General features: G+C 69.8%; 1 protein-coding gene. It reads right to left on the bottom strand.

The features are described from left to right. Positions 1-2,062: condensation domain-containing protein (locus VFZ66_14455; GenBank protein ID HEX6290388.1), on the bottom strand; the 2,062-nt coding region annotated here is incomplete at both ends.

The raw sequence follows: 2,062 nt of genomic DNA, 5'->3' as shown, positions 1-2,062 counted from the left end.
CGAGCGCGGCAGTGCCACCGCCACGGGGCGATCGGGGCCGACGCCGTGCTCACGCAGGTAGTGCGCGAGCCGGTTAGCGCGCGCGTTCAGCTCACGATAGCGCAGCGCCTCCGCGCCCCCAACCACTGCCAGCGCGTCGGGCGTGCGCGCCGCCTGCGCCTCGACCAACTGATGCAGACAGCGCGCCTGCGGATAAGTGGCCTCGGTCGCGTTCCAGCCCACGATGAGCTGATGGCGCTCCGCCGCGCTCAGCAGCGGCAGCCACGCGATGCGCTGCTCCGGCTCGGCCACGATCCCCTCCACGAGGGTCACGAAGTGCCTCCCCAGCCGCTCGATCGTCTGCGCTGCGAACAGCGCCGTACGATATTCGATCACCCCGTGCAGCCCATCGGCCCGCTCCACCAGCGTCAGCGACAGATCGAACTTCGCCGTCGTGCTCTCCACCGCGAGCGGCTCTACGGTCAGGCCCGGCACATCGAGCGTCGGACGAGCCGTGTTTTGGAGGGTCAGCATCGACTGGAACAGCGGCGTGCGGCTGAGATCGCGCTCCGGCTGAAGACGCTCCACCAGCAGCTCGAAGGGCAGATCTTGATGGGCGTAGGCGTCAAGGCAGACCGTACGCACCCGCTCCAGCAGCGCCGCGAAGCTCGGATTGCCCGCCAGATCCGTCCGCAGCACCAGCGTGTTGACGAAGCAGCCAATCAGATGCTCTAGCTCCGGGCGCACCCGCCCGGCGATCGGTGTGCCGACCGCGATGTCAGTCTGCCCGCTGTAGCGCGCGAGCACCGTCTGCCACGCCGCCAGCAGTGTCATGAACAGCGTCACACCCGCCTGCTGGCTACGCTGGTGCAGCGCCTCCGTCAGCGCGGCGGGCAGGTGCAGCGCCACGTGCCCGCCGCGGTCGGATGGTAGCGCCGGGCGGGGATGATCGGTGGGCAGATCGAGCGGCGGCACGTCCGCGAGCTGGTGTCGCCAGTAGGCGAGCTGCTGCTCCAAAACCGAGCGGGGTGCCCCTTGGGCCAACCACTGCCGCTGCCAGACGGCGTAGTCGGCGTACTGGATCGGCAACGGCGGCAGCTCGACCGGATTGTGCTGGACAAAGCCCCGGTAGAGCAGGCTCAGCTCGCGCAGCAGCACGCCCTGCGACCAGCCATCGAAGATGCTGTGGTGCAGGACCCACACCAGGAGATGCTCGGTCGGCGTCTGCTGGACGAGCACCACGCGCCACAGCGGCCCCTGCGCAAAGTCGAAGGGCTGCTGCACGATCGCCTGCACCGCCTGACGCACCGCAGCGTCGTCGGCGGTTGGCAGCGCCACGAGCGGCAGCCGCACCTCCTGCACGGGCGCGATCCGCTGCATGGGCAGATCGTTACCGTCCGAGCTAGCCGCCGGATCGTAGACCAGAGCCGTGCGCAAGACCTCGTGCCGAGCCACGATCGTGCTGATGCTGCGCTCCAGGGCGGCGTGATCGAGCGCGCCGTGGAGGCGCACAGCCAGCGGGATCGCGTAGAGCGGGCTGTCGGGCACAACCTGATCGAGGAACCAGAAGCGCTGCTGGGCGAAGGAGAGCGGCAGCAGCCTCGCGTCGCGCGGCACCGCCACCAGCGGCAGTGTAGCGCTGGCCTGGGCGGTGGTCAGCCGGGCGGTCAGGCCCGCGACGGTCGGGGCCTCGAAGAGCAGCCGCAGCGGCACCTCGTGGCCGAGCACCTGCCGCAGCCGCGTCACCACCTGCGTTGCCCGCAGCGAGTGCCCGCCCAGCGCGAAGAAGTTGTCGTCAATTCCGATCGATTCGACCGCGAGAACCGTGGACCACACCCCCGCGATCACCTCTTCCAGCGGCGTGCGCGGCCCAGGCTGGCTGCCCACGTCCTCACGGATGTACTCCGGCCTCGGCAGCGCCTTGCGATCGACCTTGCCGTTGGGCGTGAGCGGCAGCGCCTCCAGCACCACGAACGCGCTCGGCACCATGTAGGCGGGCAGGCGCTCCTGGAGGAAGGTCCGGAGGTCCTGCCGAGAACCGTGTTCTTGGGCGGCGGGTCTGTGTTCGACGACGTACGCCACG

Source organism: Herpetosiphonaceae bacterium, from assembly GCA_036374795.1.
In the GTDB taxonomy this organism is placed as follows: domain Bacteria; phylum Chloroflexota; class Chloroflexia; order Chloroflexales; family Kallotenuaceae; genus LB3-1.
The sequence above is the reverse complement of the archived record's forward strand: the minus strand, read 5'-3'. Positions and strand labels throughout refer to the sequence as shown.